Source organism: Streptomyces sp. NPDC001100, assembly GCF_053598575.1.
This window is the reverse complement of the sequence record NZ_JBSFKO010000004.1, coordinates 216448-231988: the sequence shown is the minus strand read 5'-3', so window position 1 is coordinate 231988 and position 15541 is coordinate 216448. Positions and strand designations below refer to the sequence as shown.

Below are 15541 nucleotides of genomic sequence, written 5' to 3'. Positions count from 1 at the left end.
CTGTGGGCAGGTACCGGCGGCATGTTCCTCCCCTTCCGCCAGGGCCGCTTTACACCTTTTCGGAGAATGTGCTCAGCGGATCGCGAAGCCGTCGTAGCCGCCCCGAGGTGTGTCCCAGATCTCGGTGACGCCGTCCACGCGCCCGGGCGTGTCGTGACCCCGGAGCCAGTCGAGGAGTCCTTCGCAGTCCTCGCGCGATCCCTCCGCGACCACTTGCACACGTCCGTCGCCCAAATTGAGAGCAAAACCACTCAGGCCCCCGATCTCCAGAGCCTTGGCACGGGTAAACCACCGAAAACCCACACCTTGCACACGCCCTCGCACCCAGGCGACCATCCGCGCATCCTCGCTCATGGCTGCAACCTAACCGGCCAATGTCTCTCGGGACACTTGCTCCCCACCCGCCATGCGGTACCGTCCGCCCCAATGAATCTCATATGAAACTCACTCGATCGAGTGAGCTGGGTCACCGCACGGACGAGTTGACCGCAAGGACGAAAGGCAAGGACATGGGACGCCACCGACGCTCCGCCGCCGGCCGCGCCGCCACGAGCCGCGCCACGGGGGTCACAGAGACGCACGGCTCATACACGAGCGGCTACGACCCGCACGCCTCGTACGACTGGAACGACCGCTCCGACCGGAACGACCGCTTCGACTGGAACCCGGCGGACGGCTCCACGATCGGCATGGCGCCCTATCTCCACCCGGAGGGGCCCGCCGAGTTCCACCCGAACCACCAGGCTCACACGAGTCACCAGCCTCAGGCACACCACGAGGCACCTCCGAAGTCCGAAGCCCGGCTGCGGGCCGAGTCCCGCCTGAAGGCGGACACCCGGCTGAAGAGCGAGGCCTATCTCTTCGCCACCGAGGAGGACTACGCCGTGGTCTTCCCCGAGGCTGCAGGCATCTCCGCCCGGGGCGACGGTTCGCGCCCGGGCCGTGGCCGCCGCCGTAAGCGCAAGACCGTGACGCCGGTCAAGACGGGCCTGCTGGGGGTCTCCGCCGCCGTCGCCATCGGCACGGTGGCCGTCGCGACGGGCGCGATGCCGGGGCTGGACAACTACAAGCTCGGCGGCGGCAACAACAGCGACAAGGTGCAGGCCGCGGGCTCCCCGTCCAACTCGGCGACCCAGCAGGGCGGCACCTCCGGCAGCGCGCAGTCCCGCGACGACGGCTCCTCCACGAGCCGTGACGCGAACCGCGCGGCCTCCCCGTCGGCGGCTCCGACCAAGTCCGCCACGGCTCCCCCCGCCACCAAGGCCCCGGCGAAGAAGCCGGCGGCCACCCCGACCGAGGAGCCGACGACCTCGACTCCCTCGGCCAAACCCACCCCCGCGCCCACGCAGTCCGCCGACACGCCGGTCACGGTCTCCGCGGAGGCCGCCGCCGAGGCCGAGGTGCTCAAGCTCGTCAACGAGCAGCGCGCGATCGCCGGCTGCAGCCCGGTGTCCGCCAACAGCTCGCTGACCACGCTGGCCGAGAACTTCAGCCAGCAGATGGCCGACCAGGACTTCTTCGACCACACCGACCCCAGCGGGGCCACCCCGTGGGACCGGGCGGAGAAGCTCGGTATCACCAACCTCGGCGGCGAGAACATCGCCCGCGGCCAGGCGGACGCCGCCGCCGTCATGGACGCCTGGATGAACAGCCCCGGCCACAAGGCCAACATCCTGAACTGCGACTTCAAGACGCTGGGCGTCGGTGTGCACTTCGGCACCGGTGGCCCGTGGTGGACGCAGGACTTCGGGTACTAGTCCGACCGGCCGGAACAGGGAGCGCTAACCGACGGTTAGTGCTCCCTTCTGGTTAGCGCTGCGTTCGCGTACGCTGAAGAAATGGACACCACCCAGGAGCGTACGGAGGAGCAGAACTTCCCGTACAGCGTGTTCGCCAAGGCCTGCCCCTCCCGGGCCACCCTGGAGCACATCACGGGCCGCTGGGGCGGACTCACCCTGTGCGCGCTGCACGAGGGCTCGCTGCGCTTCAACGAGCTGCGCCGGCGCGTCGACGGCGTGAGCGAGAAGATGCTCTCGCAGACCCTGCACGCGCTGGAGCGCGACGGCCTGGTGCTCCGCGAGGCCCAGCCGACGAACCCACCCCGCGTGGACTACGAACTGACCCCGCTCGGACACGGCGTCGCCGAACGCCTGATGCGACTCGTCGACTTCATGGAGTCCCGCATGGACGACGTCCTCGCGGCCCGCACGCGCTACGACGAGACCCGCGACGGTCTCCGGGACGCCCTGAGGGGCTAACCGCGCGGCGGCCGCTGGCACTTGGGGCAGAAGTAGCTCGACCGGTTCATCCACGCCTGCCGCTTCATCGGCGTACCGCAGCGCCGGCACGGCAGGCCCTCACGGCCGTACGCGTCGAGCGAGCGGTCGAAGTAGCCCGACTCCCCGTTCACGTTGACGTACAGGCTGTCGAAGCTGGTGCCGCCCACGGAGAGGGCCGCGTTCATCACATCCCGTGCGTGGCCCAGGAGTTCGGCGGTGCGCGGGCGGGTGAAGGTCGCGGTCGGGCGTTCGTAGTGGACGCGGGCCCGCCAAAGGGCCTCGTCCGCATAGATGTTGCCGACTCCGCTGATCAACGACTGGTCCAGCAGTGCCCGTTTGATGGTCGTGCGCTTGCGGCGCAGCGACTGATGGAACAACTCGTCGTCGAACAGCGGGTCCAGGGGGTCGCGCGCGATGTGCGCGATGACGTCCGGCAGCCCGTCCGGGGTGGTGTCGTGCAACGACAGCCCGCCGAAGGTGCGTTGGTCGACGAAGCGGAGTTCGGTACCGAGGGTGTCGGCGAACCGGACCCGGATGCGCAGATGCTTCTCGTCAGGGAACTCGTGCCGCTGGACGAGGAGTTGGCCGCTCATCCCGAGGTGGGCCAGCACCGCCTGGTGGGTGTCCTCAAGCGGCAGCCACAGGTACTTGCCGCGCCGGCTCGGGGTGCCGATGCGATGCCCCTTGAGCCGGTGCGCGAAGTCGTCGGCGCCCGCGATATGGCGTCGTACCGCACGCGGATGCAGAACCTCGGCGTCGGCGACGGTGCGCTGGGCGACCCACCGCTCCAGACCGCGCCGGACGACCTCGACCTCGGGCAACTCGGGCATGGCATCCCCTGTGGACACGGGTGAATGAGCCGAGCGCCCGTCCCTCGGCGGGGACAGGCGCTCGGGTCGCGCTGTTCGGTCAGGCGGACGCCGACGACTGGTCGGCGCTCTCCTCGGCAGGCTGCTCTGCGGCCTCGGCGGCGGTTTCGGCGGCCTGTTGTTCGGCCGTCTCCTTCGCCTTCTTGGCTCGCTCGTCCGCGTCGGCCCGGATGGACCGCCAGGCGGACTCGGCGGCCTGCTGCTCCGCCTCCTTCTTGCTGCGGCCGGTGCCGGTGCCGTACGAGACGCCTCCGACGCGGGCGGCAGCAGTGAAGGTCTTCTCGTGATCGGGGCCGGTCTCCGTGACCAGGTACTCGGGGACACCGAGCCCCTCGGTCGCGGTGAGCTCCTGGAGACTGGTCTTCCAGTCCAGGCCGGCACCGAGGTTCGAGGACTTCTCGATGAGCGGGTCGAACAGGCGGTGCACCAGTTCGGAGGCCGCGTCGAGGCCCTGGTCGAGATAGACCGCGCCGATCACCGCTTCAAGGGTGTCGGCGAGGATGGACGCCTTGTCCCGGCCACCCGTGCCCTCTTCGCCCCGGCCGAGCCGGATGAAGGAGCCGAGTTCCAGACCGCGACCGACCTCCGCCAGCGCACGAGAATTGACCACCGCGGCCCGCAGCTTGGCCAGTTGGCCTTCGGGCAGGTCGGGGTGGGTGGTGTACAGCGTGTCCGTGACGACGAGGCCGAGCACGGAGTCCCCGAGGAACTCCAGCCGCTCGTTCGTCGGCAGACCGCCGTTCTCGTACGCGTACGAACGGTGGGTCAGCGCACGCACCAGAAGGGCGGACTCGAGGTGATACCCGAGCCGCCCTTCCAACAGCGTGTGGGACGAGGCTGTGTCCGCGTGTTTCTTGGCGACTGAGTCGGCCTTGACGTCAGACATGGTGCCTCTCACCAGCCGCTCAGACCTCGAGGACCTGGCGCTTGTTGTACGTGCCGCAAGACGGGCACGCGATGTGCTGCTGCTTGGGCTCGTGGCAGCGCTCGCACGCAACCAGAGGGGTGACCGCAGCCTTCCACTGCGACCGGCGGTGGCGCGTGTTGCTGCGCGACATCTTCCGCTTCGGAACAGCCACGGCTACTTCTCCTGCTTCTCGTTGGCGCGCGCCGGTCGGGGCGCCTCGCCACTGATCTCGTCCTTCTCGCCGTCTTCGAGTGAACCGGCGAGTCCCTGCAGTGCCGCCCAACGGATGTCGACGGCTTCGTGGTGGTGGTCCGGGTCGTCCGTGAGCCGCACTCCGCACTCGGAGCACAGGCCCAGGCAGTCGTCCTGGCACACCGGCTGCATCGGCAGTGCGAGCACCACCGCATCGCGCAGCACGGGTTCGAGGTCGAACAGGCCGTCCTCGATGAAGAGCCTGTCCTCGTCTTCCTCGGCGTCGTCGACCGGTTCCGCTTTCACACGGCCACGGTCGTCGGCGTCAGGGTACGAGAACATCTCCTGGAAGTCCGCTTCGAGCGACAGCTCAAGCGGCTCCAGACACCTTACGCACTCCCCCTTGGCCTGTGCACGGGCGGTGCCTGTGACAAGCACACCTTCCATGACCGACTCAAGGCGGAGGTCGAGCTTCACCGGGGCGCCTTCCGGCACTCCGATGACTCCCTGGATCCCGAGATCCTTGGGAGCGTCGATCGAACGGGTCAGGCGCTGCAGCGCACCAGGACGCCGCCCCAGCTCGTGAGTGTCGAACACGAGAGGGTTGCGGTGGTCGAGGCGGGCGTTCAGAGCCATTCCTGTCTTTCGGTCTGCTGAGCTCAAGGAGCGCTGCCCTTCGGTGCTTCCGGGCAGCGGTGATCGCGGACGTACACGCGACCGAAGAGCCAGGATACTGGACCTTTCGCTCACGGCCCAATCCGGTGGTCCTTACAGGCCTCGGCCCTGCTCGTACGCCCGCAGCTGCTCGGCACTGATCATGCCGGTGTCGAAGAGGCTGGTCTCGTCGAGGGCGTACCCCTGCTGCGCCTGCTGCGCCTGCTGGTCGAGCTGGGCCTGCTGCATCTGGTTCGGGTCGTACACGGGCTGCTGGCCGGTGTCGTAGCCCTGGTAGGCGTACGGGTCGGCCTGCTGGTAGCCGTAGGGGTCCTGCTGCTGGGGCTGGGCGTACTGCTGCTGGTAGCCGTACTGGTCCTGCTGCTGGCCGGTCTGCTGGTAGTCGTAGGCCGCCTGCGGGGCGTAGTCCTGCTGCTCGGGCTGGACCGGGGTGTTCGAGACCGGGGTGTCCGTGACGGTCGCGAGGTCGGCGAGGTAGTCGGCGTCGCTGGTGTGCTGGACCTGGTTGCCGTCGTCGTCGAAGGCGAGGGCGCCGAGGTCGTCGCTGGCGATCCGGCCGTGCAGCTTCTGCCGGCCCTTGCCCACGGCCTCCAGGGTCTTGGCGAGGACCGCCTCGAAGGCGCCGAGCTTGACGTCCACGTAGGCGTCGGCGTCGCGGCGCAGGGTCTCCGGGTCGTGGCTGCGCTCGGGGGCGTCCTCGTCCTCGTAGCCCTGGTCGTCGATGCCGGGGCCGGTGCCGAGCAGCTTCTCGCGACCCCGCCCGACCGACCCGAGGGTCTTGGTGAGGACGACCTCGAAGTTGGCGAGCTTGGAGTCGACGTAGTCGTCGGCCTCCGCGCGGACCTCCTCGGCCTCGTGGCGGGCCTCGGCGAGGATGCGGTCCGCCTCGTTCTGCGAGCGGCGGGCGACCTCGGTGTCGGAGATCAGCGAGCCGCGCTCGGCGTGCGCGCTCTGGATGATCCGCTCGGCCTCCTGGCGGGCCTGCTCGACCATCTCGTGCCGGCCGCCGATCAGCTCCTGTGCCTCGGCCAGCGAGTCGGGCAGTGCCGCGCGCACCTCTTCGAGCATGGCGAGCAGCTCGGCGCGGTTGACCACGCAGGAGGCCGACATGGGCATGGACCGGGCGCTGGAGACCGAGGCGACGATCTCGTCGAGCTTCTTCTGCACGTCCACCGTGTGCTCGCCACTCTCTACCGACGTGTTGGAGACGGACGGGTCGACTGTACGACCACTCCCGTCCCGCCCGACACCGGGTGACGCACAGTCAGTCCCTCAGGCCTTGCCGATCCGGCCCTTGAGCGCGTCCAGGACCACCGGCGGCACCAGGTGGGAGATGTCGCCGCCCCAGGTCGCGACCTCCTTGACCAGCGAGGACGACAGGAAGCTGTAGGTGGGGCTGGTCGGGATGAACAGGGTTTCGACGCCCGAGAGTCCGTTGTTCATCTGGGCCATCTGCAACTCGTAGTCGAAGTCGCTGACCGCGCGCAGGCCCTTGACGATGGCGGGGATGTCGCGCTGCTTGCAGTAGTCGACGAGGAGGCCGTGGTAGGCCTCGACCTGCACGTTGCCGAACTCGGCGGTGACCTCGCGGATCAGTTCGATCCGCTCGTCGACGGTGAAAAGGCCCTTCTTCGACTGGTTGATCATCACGACGACGTGCACGACGTCGTACAGCCGGGAGGCACGGGCGATGATGTCGAGGTGTCCGTTGGTGATGGGGTCGAAGGACCCCGGACAAACAGCGCGGCGCACTTGATTTCCCTCGCTCTCCGGTCCGGTCATCGTGCGTCTTCGCACGTAGAGGCGGCGCGACCGTACCAAAAGGTCCCCTCGCCGTAGCGACGGGCCCGGATCCCCTCGAAACCGTCCGGCCACCCGAATTCGCCGCCTCTGGTGCTGCGCTCCACGGTGACGAGAGCGTCCGGCGCGAGCCAGCCCCCAGACCGGAGTGTGAGGAGAATCTCCCGAAGATCGTGATCTGGGACAACATACGGCGGATCGAGAAACACGATGTCGTACGGGTCGGTCGGCGCCGCTGTCTGGACGACCTGCTCGGCCTTGCCCACCCTGACCTCGGCTCCGGGGAGGCCGACGTTCTTGACGTTCTCCCTGATGACGCGGGCGGCCTTGGCGTCGGCCTCGACGAGGAGGGTGTGGCTCGCGCCACGGGAGAGGGCTTCGAGGCCTACGGCTCCGGAGCCCGCGTAGAGGTCCAGGACCCGTTCGCCGCTCAGGGGGGCGCCGAGGAGGGACTGCCAGGTGGAGAAGAGGCCCTCGCGTGCGCGGTCGGAGGTGGGGCGGGTGCCGGTGCCTGGCGGCACGGCGAGTCGACGTCCACCGGCTTCGCCGGCGATCACGCGGGTCATCTGGGGTCCTTGATCGTGGGTGGGTGCAGGTCCATTGTGGCTGGTCGCGCAGTTCCCCGCGCCTGGGTGGGGCAGCCTCAGCCCTTTTCCAAGTACTGCTCCCTCTCCTCGTCCAAGAGGGCGTCCAAGGCCGTACGGAGGCCGGGAAGCCCCGTGAGCTCGGGATCGGCCGCGACAACCGTCGTCGCCTCCTCCCTCGCCTCCGCGATGACCTCCTCGTCCTCGATGACGGACAGCACCCGCAGAGACGTACGGGCGCCGGACTGCGCCTGTCCCAGTACGTCGCCCTCTCTCCGCTGTTCCAGGTCGATGCGGGAGAGCTCGAACCCGTCGAGGGTGGACGCCACGGAGTTGAGGCGCTGGCGGGCCGGGCTCGCCTCGGGCATCTCGCTGACCAGGAGGCAGAGACCGGGTGCCGAACCACGCCCCACCCGGCCGCGCAGCTGGTGGAGTTGGGAGACTCCGAAGCGGTCGGCGTCCATGATCACCATCGCCGTGGCGTTGGGGACGTTGACGCCGACCTCGATGACCGTGGTGGCGACCAGGACGTCGGTGTCCCCGGCGGCGAAGCGGCGCATCACGGCGTCCTTGTCGTCGGGGTGCATACGGCCGTGCAGCACTTCGATCTTGAGGCCCTGGAGCGGGCCTTCGGCGAGCTGGGCGGCCACGTCGAGGACGGCGAGCGGGGGGCGCTTCTCGGCCTCGTCCTCGGCCGACTTCTTCTTGCCGGCCTTCTTGGGGTCGTCCTCCTCGTCGCCGATGCGGGGGCAGACTACGTACGCCTGATGGCCGTCGCCCACCTCCTCGCGCACGCGCTCCCAGGCGCGGGCCAGGAAGTGGGGTTTGTCGGCGGCGGGGACGACATGGCTGGCGATGGGCGAGCGGCCGGCCGGGAGCTGGTCGAGGACCGAGGTCTCCAGGTCGCCGAAGACCGTCATGGCGACCGTGCGCGGGATGGGGGTGGCGGTCATGACGAGGAGGTGCGGGGGCTGTTTGCCCTTGCCGCGCAGGGCGTCGCGCTGCTCGACACCGAAGCGGTGCTGTTCGTCGACCACGACCAGGCCCAGGTCGTGGAACTGGACCTTGTCCTCGATCAACGCGTGCGTGCCGATCACGATCCCGGCCTCGCCGGTGACGAGGTCGAGCAGTGCCTGTCGGCGGGCGGCCGTGCCCATCGAGCCGGTGAGCAGCGTGACCTTCGTGGCCCGCTCGGCCCCGCCCAGCATCCCGCCCTCGGCCAGCTCCCCCATCATCTCGGTGATGGATCGGTGATGCTGCTGCGCCAGCACTTCGGTGGGCGCGAGCATCGCGGCCTGACCGCCCGCGTCGACGACGGCGAGCATGGCGCGGAGGGCCACCATGGTGTTGTGCGTCACGGTGAAGTTGTCGGTGACGTAGGCATGGCTTGGGTGGGCGACGCTGATGCACTGGACGGGCTTGCGTCCCACGTACTCAACTGCCCGGATTCCACGGCGGAACGTGTTGTATTCCGGCCTGGCCGCCACGCGTTCGGCCTTGCGAGCGAGCCTGAACGGAGCATGTTCGTCAGGCAGGGCCACGGAGACGTTGAAGGCCGCCTTCTTCGGCAGGACACGCGCTCGCCCGCCGAGTGAACGCACCAGCCAGGCAACGTCGTTGGCCAGTGCGAGCGAGGCAGAACAGAACGAGATGCTCAAACCGTCCGCGTGAACGGTACCGTCCGTGTCCATCAGCCCTTGGAGCAGAGCCAGACGGTTCTTGATCGATGTGTTCTTGAACTCGTCGGGAACGAACTTGCCGTGCGGTGTGACACCCCAGAGATTCAGACCACGCAAGGTCTGGATCACGGGATTACGAACGCCTCCGGCCCGGTGGGCAGGCTGAATGGTGAAGTCACAACGGGAGCCCTTCACCGGAACCACTCGGCACTCTGGGGCGAGAACAGTCGCCGCAGCATCACGGATCTCGTCGTCCATCGTGGAAAACCGCAGGTTGTGCCGGAATGAGCCGTCTCCCAGAAGGAGACCGAACAGGTAGGGATCCAGAGGCAGTCCACAGTCGCCTCCGAGATCGACCGGGGCAGCTGTCGGGAGATACCACTTCGGAGATCCATTCGCCTTGAACGTGTCCAGCCGGATCTCCCGAGTCGTCATGACTTCGGGAGCCTGTCCTCGGTGCCACCCGCGGCTCGTGCCGACGATCCAGAGGTGCTCGTCGTCGCACTCCACATGGCTTCCGTCGGAGAGGACCAAGCGCCAGACCTCACGCTCTCCCTGGGGAAAGACTCCGTCGATCAGCGCGATCCCGCCGTCCGGAACGACGACCTCGTCACCCACCTCCAGATCCCCCATGGGGCGGAACCCGTCAGGCGTGAGCACGAGCGAGTCAAGCGGCTGGGCCTTGCCCGATCCCACCTCTCCCTGCAACAACCGATGCATCGGATGCTCGGTCGCCAAGTCGTCGAAGATCTCCTTGGAGACCTTCACCTGCCCGTCCGTGAGGGTGAACGGGAGGCGGTCGTCGAAGGCGGTGAGGAGGCCGTCCGGGGACGGTTTGCGGGCCACGGCCGGGAGTTGGGCGTCGGTGTGGCGGCGGCGGGCCAGGGCGACCTGGAGGACGAAGGCCTCGTCCCACTTGAGGCGGTCGCGGGCGGCGGCGATGTCCGCCTTGGTGTGGGGGCGGTGGATCTTGAGGAGGGCTTCCGGGAGGGAGACCAGGCCGCGGCCCTCGCGGAGGGAGTCCGGGAGGGGGTCGACGGCCTCCTGGGCGCTGGGCAGGGCTGTCTGGAGGGCCTTGCCGATCTTCCAGGACTCCAGTTTGGCGGTGGCGGGATAGATGGGGATCAGGGTGCCCGCCCAGGTCTCGACCGTCTCCTCGGCGTCGCCCTTCAGCAACTCGTACGCCGGATGCGCGAGTTGCAGTCGGCGGTTGAAGACGGAGACCTTGCCGGCGAACATCGCGCGCGTGCCCGGCAGGAGTTCCTTGTGGGGTTTGTGAACTCCCGAGCCGAAGAAGACGAGTTGGAGCCGGCCGCTGCCGTCCGTGATCGTGACTTCGAGTCGCTGGCCCTTGCCCCGGGGGGCCTTGCTGGACGCGAAGGTGTGCAGGCGGGCGTCGGCGACCTGGGCGACCACGGTGACGTGCTCGTCCATCGGCAGCTCGGCGAGGTGCGTGAGCTGGCCGCGCTCCTCGTATCTGCGCGGGTAATGGTGCAGGAGGTCGCCCACGGTGTGCAGGCCGAGATGCTCGGCCATCACCTTCGCGGTGGCGGGGCCGAGCACCTTTTTCAGTGGTTCTTCCAGTGCGGGCACGAGATCCATTGCACACCACGCCACTGACATTGCCGTATACGTCTCGCGAAACCCCTGGTCAGGCGGCTCGTTCCGGCTCTAGGATGGCGCGCTCCGGCCATCCCCCGCGGTCACCGCCTCACAGGGACCGCCCGACCCTCGCGCCGTTCGCACCTTCCCCCACCTCGGCGCTGCGACGATGGACTCCCAGACCTCACAGTCATCACAGGCATCCCAGTCACCTCACACGTTCCAGGTCGACCTGCGCGGTCTGGTGGACCTGCTCTCCCATCACCTCTACTCAAGCCCCAAGGTCTATCTGCGCGAGCTGCTGCAGAACGCCGTGGACGCGATCACCGCGCGCCGGGCCGAGCAGCCCGACGCCCCCGCCCTGGTGCGGCTGTACGCCGAGGGTGGCACCCTGCGTGTCGAGGACTCCGGCGTCGGGCTCACCGAGGCGGACGTGCACAGCCTCCTCGCGACGATCGGCCGCAGCTCCAAGCGCGCCGACGGACTCCAGGAGGCCCGCTCGGAGTTCCTCGGGCAGTTCGGCATCGGGCTGCTGGCCTGTTTCGTGGTCGCCGAGCGGATCCGGGTCGTCAGCCGCAGCGCCCGTACCCCCGACGCGCCGCCCGTGGAGTGGACGGCGACGGACGACGGGTCGTACACCGTGCGGACCCTGCCCGCCGTCGAGCACCCCGAACCGGGCACCACCGTGCACCTGGTGGCGCGCGCCGGGGCCGGCGAGTGGCTCACCAAGGAGCGGGTGCTCGCGCTGGCGCGGGACTTCGGGGCGCTGCTGCCGTACGACGTGCGGGTGGACGGTGAGGCGATCACCGATCTGCCGGCGCCCTGGGACCGGTCGTATCCGAGTCCCGGCGCGCGCAGGGTGGCGCTGGCCCGGCACTGTCACGAGTTGTTCGGGTTCACGCCGTTGGACTCGATCGAGCTGTCCGTGCCGCTCGCCGGGATCCGCGGGGTGGCCTATGTGCTGCCGTCGGCGGTGAGCCCGGCGCAGCGTGCCACGCACCGGGTGCATCTCAAGGGCATGCTGCTGACCGAGCGGGCCGAACAGCTGCTGCCCGACTGGGCGTTCTTCGTGCGCTGTGTGCTGGACACGGACAGTCTGCGGCCCACGGCCTCGCGCGAGTCGCTGTACGAGGACGAGACGCTGGCCGCCGTGCGGGAGGCGCTGGGTGAAAGGATTCGCTCCTGGCTGACCGGGCTCGCGGCGGGCGATCCGGAGCGGCTGGCCGCGTTCCTGTCGGTGCACCACCTGGGGGTGAAGTCCCTGGCGCGGCACGACCCGGAGATGCTGCGCACGATGCTGCCGTGGCTCCCGTTCGAGACGACCGACGGACGGGTCTCCCTGGAGGAGTTCGCGCAGCGGCACGCGGTGGTGCACTTCACGCGGACCGTGGAGGAGTACCGGCAGGTCGCGCCGATCGCGTCCGCGCAGGGCATCGGCGTGATCAACGGGGGTTACACCTACGACGGCGAGCTGGTCGAGGCGCTGCCGTCGGTGCGCCCGGGGACGGTGGTCGCCGAGCTGGACTCGGACACCGTGACCGCGCACCTGGACTCGGTCGATCCGGCCGAGGAGCTGGCGCTGGCGGACTTCCTGGCCGCCGTGCGGGCCAAACTGGACCCCCTGGGCTGCGATGTCGTCCTCCGGGCGTTCCATCCGCTGTCGGTGCCCGCGCTGCATCTGGACGACCGTTCGGCCCGGCACGAGCAGGCCCGCGCGGAGGCCGAGGAGCAGGCCGACGACCTGTGGGCGGGCATTCTGGGCTCGCTGCGGGGCAGCGCGCCCCGCGCGCGTCTGGTGCTCAACCATCTCAACCCGCTGATCCGGCGGATCAGTTCGCTCAAGGACCGGGACCTGATCGGGACGGCCACGGAGTCGCTCTACGGGCAGGCACTCCTGATGGCGCAGCGACCCCTGCGCCCCGCCGACTCGGCACTGCTGAACCGGGCGTTCATCGGCCTCCTGGAGTGGGCCACACACGGGGAGGGCGACCACTGATGACAGGGATCACGGACTTCGACGCGCTGCGCCGGGCGATGGCCGAGAACTCCGAGGAGCCGGAGGGACCGGCCCGCAACGCGCGCGCGGAGCAACTGCTCGCCGAGGCCGAGAAGCTGGACATCCCGCTCGCGGTGATCGAGGCGCTCGGACACCAGCTGAAGGTCTACAACTACAGCTCCGAGAAGGACAAGATGTTCGTCCCCTTCGCGCGCCTGCTGCGCATGTGGGACGAACGGCCCGAGGACTTCGACGAGTACGAGATCCACTCGCTGCACTGGGTCTTCAAGTGGATGTCGTCCGGGATGCTCGGCCAGCCGCACATCCCGCTCGCGTCGATCGAGAAGTGGCTCGCCGAGATGGAGCACCGCTACCGGCTGGCCGGGCACTCCGAACGGGCCGTCCGCAGCGCCGAGTTCAGCGTCGCCTCACATGTCGGGGACCTGGCGCGGGCCGAGCGGGCGTACGCCGCGTGGCTGGCCGCGGACCGGGACACCATGGCCGACTGCCACGCGTGCGAGCTGCACAGCCAGGGCGAGTGGCAGGTCGAGCGGGGGCGGGACGCCGAGGCCCTGGACCTGTGGGGTCCGGTCCTGGAGGGCGAGTTCACCTGCGCCCACGAACCGCACACCGTCCTCGCATCCTCCCTGGCCCCGCTGCTGCGCCTGGGACGGGCCGACGAGGCGCGCGCCCATCACCTGCGGGGCTTCCGGCTAGTACGGCCCATGGAGAGCATGCGGGGCGCGTACGCGGACCACGTGGAGTTCTGCGCGCTGAGCGGCAACGAGGCGCGCGGTCTGGAGCTGCTGGCGGAGCGTCCGGCGTATTTCACGGACTCCGGGAACCCGCGCAGCGGGCTGGAGTTCCTGTCCGTGGTGACGCTGCTGATGGACCGGCTGACGGAGCTGGGGCTCGGCGACCAGCGGGTGCCGGGACCGGCCGGCCGTCCCTGGACGGCACGTGAACTCGCCGCCCACGCGCGCGTGGAGGCCCTCGCGCTGGCCGCCCGCTTCGACGAGCGCAACGGCACGACCCATGTCGGCGACCGGGCACGCGCCCGCATGGATCAGCGTCCCCTGGTGGAGCGACTGCCCCTGGGAGTGCGTTCGGCGGGCCGGCCGGCCACCGCGCCGGTGACCGTCCCCGCCCCCCGACCGGTCCCCGGATCGGCCCCCGAGAAGGACCTCTCCGCGCTGCTCGCGGAGGCGCGGCGACTGTCGGACACGCTGCAACCGCACGCCGTGGAGGCCTGGTTGGCCGTCGCGCGGGCCGCCGAGGGCGTCGAGCTGGCCGCCCTGGACCGTGCCGAGATCGCCGATCACCAGGCGATGGACCGGGGCCCGGAGGGCATCGCCCTCTTCGAGCGCGCCGCCGAGCTGTACGCGGAGGCGGGCGACCCCGGGGAGGCGCTGGCGGCACGCGCGCGTGGGGCGTACGTACGGGCTCTCACGGGCGAGGTCGACGAGGCTCTCGCGGCGATCGCCGAGCCGTACGACGGGGTGCTCGCGCTGTACGCCGAGGGCGCCACAGGTGTGCGGCAGACGGCGGGTGTGCTGATGAGCCGGGCGCGTGTCCTGATGCGGGGCGTGCACGAGGATCCCTCGGGCGACTCCCCCGACGCGGAGGTCCTGGCCGCCGCCGAGGCCGCTGTCCGGGAGGTGCTGGCCCTGGTGGACGGGCGGCCCCTCCCGGGTGGCGAGGTCGATGTCCGGCTGGCCGCGCGGGGTGCCGAGGGGCAGGCGATGCTGGCCGAACTCGCGGTGCGGACCGGGGACCTGGAGACGGCGGTACGGCTGTTCGCGAAGGCCTCGGCGGCTTTCGTGGAGGCGGGGCTGCCGTGGTTCGCGGTGGAGTACGAGGCCCGGTCGGCCGGGCTGGCCCATCACCTCGGGGACATCGGGGAGGCGGAGCGGGCACTGCGGGCCGCCCTGGAGCACGGCGGGCCGTACCTGGAGGCGCCGGGGCGGGCGCAGCTGCATCTCCAGCTCGCCGAGGTGCTCGGCGGCCGGGGCCGGTCCCAGGAGGCGGCGGAGCACGCCCTGGAGGCCGCTCACTGGTCCGACGAGGCGGGCGAGGGCCCGACGCTGGGCGCCTGGGCGCGGCACCAGCTGGGCGGCTTCCTGCTGCGTCAGGGCCGGTGGGCCGAGGCCGCGGAGGTGCTGGAGTCGGCGCTGCCCGACCTGAGCGCCGAGACACACGGCGACGGCGCGGTCGTCCAGACGAAGTGGTGGCTCGGGGACTGTCTGAGCGAGCTGGGCGAGCACCGCGCGGCGGCCGAACATCGGTTGCAGGCTGCCGAGATCGCCAGGCACTGGCCGGAGCAGCACGACCACGCGACGCTCGCCCATCTCGCCGCCGAGTCCCTGGGGCACGCGGGGCTGCACACCGAGGCGGACCAGGCGTACACGCGCGCGGGTGACCTGTGGCGGTCCCTGGGGAATGTGCACGGGCTGGTGCGGTCGCTGCGCGCCCGCGCCTGGCTGGCGTTGCGCGCCGACCAAGGGCTCGACAGCGCGCGGGAGTTGATGTCGGCCGCGATCGAGGAGTGCGAGGCCGCGCTGCTGGTGACGGACGACGAGGAGGCGCGGCAGCGGCTCACCGGTGAACTCGGCCACACCCACCGGCAGTTCGGCGAGCTGCTGGCCCGTTCGGTCGCCGAGGAGGCCGAGGACACCGCGATCCAGGGGGCGTTCGAGGACGCCCTGGCGCAGACCGCAGAGGCTGTCGCCGTCTTCGCCGCCCTCGGGGACGGCGCCGTGCACACCCGCACCGCCGCCGAACTCGCCGCGGGCTGGCTGGAGGCCGACCTCAGCCGTCCCGCCGACGCGGCGGCACGCGCGCGTGGCGTGCTGAAGGCCTACGAGGGTGCCGACGACGGCGACGAGACGGTACGGGCCCGTCGTGCCGAGGCCGAGCAGCTGCTCCAGCTCATGGAGGAGCAGAACGAGAACAAATAGT

The 15541-nt window shown here is 70.1% G+C and carries 13 protein-coding genes; 4 read left to right on the top strand and 9 right to left on the bottom strand.

Features of this window, described 5'->3' with window-relative positions:
- Positions 1–72: 72 nt before the first annotated feature.
- Positions 73–354, bottom strand: coding sequence for an acylphosphatase (locus ACWDEW_RS07460; RefSeq protein ID WP_450510491.1), 282 nt, complete (start codon positions 352–354; stop codon positions 73–75).
- A 155-nt stretch (positions 355–509) separates the two neighbouring features.
- Between ACWDEW_RS07460 and ACWDEW_RS07455 the strand changes: the two genes are divergently transcribed.
- Positions 510–1757: a CAP domain-containing protein gene (locus ACWDEW_RS07455; protein ID WP_450510489.1), complete on the top strand. Its 1248-nt coding sequence runs from the start codon at positions 510–512 to the stop codon at positions 1755–1757.
- Between the two features lie 81 nt (positions 1758–1838).
- The gene (locus tag ACWDEW_RS07450; protein ID WP_450510487.1) at positions 1839–2258 is read left to right on the top strand and encodes a winged helix-turn-helix transcriptional regulator; all 420 of its coding nucleotides are present in this window, start codon (positions 1839–1841) and stop codon (positions 2256–2258) included.
- On the opposite strand, the gene mutM is transcribed toward ACWDEW_RS07450, so the two are convergent.
- From mutM to ACWDEW_RS07410, 8 genes are all read right to left on the bottom strand, one after another.
- Positions 2255–3109 carry a bifunctional DNA-formamidopyrimidine glycosylase/DNA-(apurinic or apyrimidinic site) lyase gene (gene mutM / locus ACWDEW_RS07445; RefSeq protein WP_450510485.1) on the bottom strand — a complete coding sequence of 285 codons (855 nt, stop codon included), beginning with the start codon at positions 3107–3109 and terminating at the stop codon, positions 2255–2257. The two genes, ACWDEW_RS07450 and mutM, sit on opposite strands and share 4 nt — an antisense overlap.
- Positions 3110–3188: 79 nt before the next feature.
- Positions 3189–4034 (bottom strand): ribonuclease III, encoded by an 846-nt coding sequence (gene rnc, locus ACWDEW_RS07440; RefSeq protein ID WP_406454079.1) that lies wholly within the window; start codon positions 4032–4034, stop codon positions 3189–3191.
- Positions 4035–4053: 19 nt separating this feature from the next.
- Positions 4054–4227: a 50S ribosomal protein L32 gene (gene rpmF / locus ACWDEW_RS07435; protein ID WP_015657589.1), complete on the bottom strand. Its 174-nt coding sequence runs from the start codon at positions 4225–4227 to the stop codon at positions 4054–4056.
- A gap of 2 nt (positions 4228–4229) precedes the next feature.
- Positions 4230–4883, bottom strand: coding sequence for a YceD family protein (locus ACWDEW_RS07430; RefSeq protein ID WP_450510482.1), 654 nt, complete (start codon positions 4881–4883; stop codon positions 4230–4232).
- A gap of 132 nt (positions 4884–5015) precedes the next feature.
- A complete protein-coding gene (locus tag ACWDEW_RS07425; protein ID WP_450510480.1) occupies positions 5016–6095 on the bottom strand; it encodes an ATP synthase F0 subunit B in 1080 nt (359 codons plus the stop codon).
- Between the two features lie 99 nt (positions 6096–6194).
- Positions 6195–6674 carry a pantetheine-phosphate adenylyltransferase gene (coaD, locus tag ACWDEW_RS07420; RefSeq protein WP_019068740.1) on the bottom strand — a complete coding sequence of 160 codons (480 nt, stop codon included), beginning with the start codon at positions 6672–6674 and terminating at the stop codon, positions 6195–6197.
- 26 nt (positions 6675–6700) lie between these two features.
- Positions 6701–7288: a 16S rRNA (guanine(966)-N(2))-methyltransferase RsmD gene (gene rsmD, locus ACWDEW_RS07415; RefSeq protein WP_450510478.1), complete on the bottom strand. Its 588-nt coding sequence runs from the start codon at positions 7286–7288 to the stop codon at positions 6701–6703.
- Between the two features lie 77 nt (positions 7289–7365).
- Entirely contained in the window at positions 7366–10587 is a 3222-nt protein-coding gene (locus ACWDEW_RS07410) for a helicase-related protein (RefSeq protein ID WP_450510476.1), read from the bottom strand.
- Positions 10588–10756: 169 nt separating this feature from the next.
- On the opposite strand from ACWDEW_RS07410, the gene ACWDEW_RS07405 reads away from it, so the two are divergent.
- Entirely contained in the window at positions 10757–12583 is a 1827-nt protein-coding gene (locus ACWDEW_RS07405) for an HSP90 family protein (protein WP_450510474.1), read from the top strand.
- On the top strand, positions 12583–15540 hold the full coding sequence (locus ACWDEW_RS07400; protein WP_450510472.1) for a tetratricopeptide repeat protein: 2958 nt from the start codon (positions 12583–12585) through the stop codon (positions 15538–15540). The genes ACWDEW_RS07405 and ACWDEW_RS07400 overlap by 1 nt, the downstream gene beginning before the upstream one ends.
- The last annotated feature ends 1 nt before the right edge of the window (position 15541 follow it).

Bases quoted from the DNA above. Each gene is read 5' to 3' on its own strand.
- ACWDEW_RS07430 (WP_450510482.1), bottom strand. From the start codon at position 4,883: ATGGCTCTGAACGCCCGCCTCGACCACCGCAACCCTCTCGTGTTCGAC.
- ACWDEW_RS07405 (WP_450510474.1), top strand. From the start codon at position 10,757: ATGGACTCCCAGACCTCACAGTCATCACAGGCATCCCAGTCACCTCAC.
- mutM (WP_450510485.1), bottom strand. From the start codon at position 3,109: ATGCCCGAGTTGCCCGAGGTCGAGGTCGTCCGGCGCGGTCTGGAGCGG.
- ACWDEW_RS07400 (WP_450510472.1), top strand. From the start codon at position 12,583: ATGACAGGGATCACGGACTTCGACGCGCTGCGCCGGGCGATGGCCGAG.
- ACWDEW_RS07460 (WP_450510491.1), bottom strand. From the start codon at position 354: ATGAGCGAGGATGCGCGGATGGTCGCCTGGGTGCGAGGGCGTGTGCAA.
- ACWDEW_RS07410 (WP_450510476.1), bottom strand. From the start codon at position 10,587: ATGGATCTCGTGCCCGCACTGGAAGAACCACTGAAAAAGGTGCTCGGC.
- ACWDEW_RS07450 (WP_450510487.1), top strand. From the start codon at position 1,839: ATGGACACCACCCAGGAGCGTACGGAGGAGCAGAACTTCCCGTACAGC.
- rsmD (WP_450510478.1), bottom strand. From the start codon at position 7,288: ATGACCCGCGTGATCGCCGGCGAAGCCGGTGGACGTCGACTCGCCGTG.
- ACWDEW_RS07455 (WP_450510489.1), top strand. From the start codon at position 510: ATGGGACGCCACCGACGCTCCGCCGCCGGCCGCGCCGCCACGAGCCGC.
- rnc (WP_406454079.1), bottom strand. From the start codon at position 4,034: ATGTCTGACGTCAAGGCCGACTCAGTCGCCAAGAAACACGCGGACACA.